The sequence below is a fragment of the Haloarcula sp. Atlit-120R genome (genome assembly GCF_003665885.1).
GTDB lineage: Archaea > Halobacteriota > Halobacteria > Halobacteriales > Haloarculaceae > Haloarcula > Haloarcula taiwanensis.
Map to the genome: position 1 here is coordinate 1 of NZ_QPLN01000095.1, position 449 is coordinate 449.

Sequence of the window (449 nt, forward strand, 5' to 3'; positions counted from 1 at the left end):
GGATATGGTGCCACTCTAACCGAAATAAATAAACAGGATATTAGAACATCAAACAACAATAGTAGCAGCCCTTCAACACTTAACGATGACATTAGTAACGATATTCTACGCGAACTACCGCGGGAAGGTGCTGATAAAGGAGTAACCGAAGACGAACTTCGAGAATTGATTTTCGGGTCGGAAGAAGAGCAGCTCAACTACATTAGAGAGGTGTGTAAAAGGTTGAATGAACAGAATAAGATAACTCGTGCATTTGAGGGAGGATTAGTTCAAAAGAATGACTGACGAGATCGACCCCCCTCGTAGACAAGAGAGACAAGAAGTCACAGATAGAGAATGGAAAGAAAAACCCGGTGAAACATACATTGCCGACAGAGAAGATGAGATACTTGAACATGATTTAAATAGAGAAATAACAGTCATAGAGGGGTTCAAAACTCATTTAGAAG

At 40.3% G+C, this 449-nt stretch carries 1 protein-coding gene; it reads left to right on the forward strand.

Annotated features, from left to right (window positions below; genetic code table 11):
• Positions 1–285 (forward strand): hypothetical protein (locus tag DVK01_RS22005; RefSeq protein ID WP_158598804.1); only part of this gene is annotated, 285 nt, incomplete at its 5' end.
• Positions 286–449 lie beyond the last annotated feature (164 nt).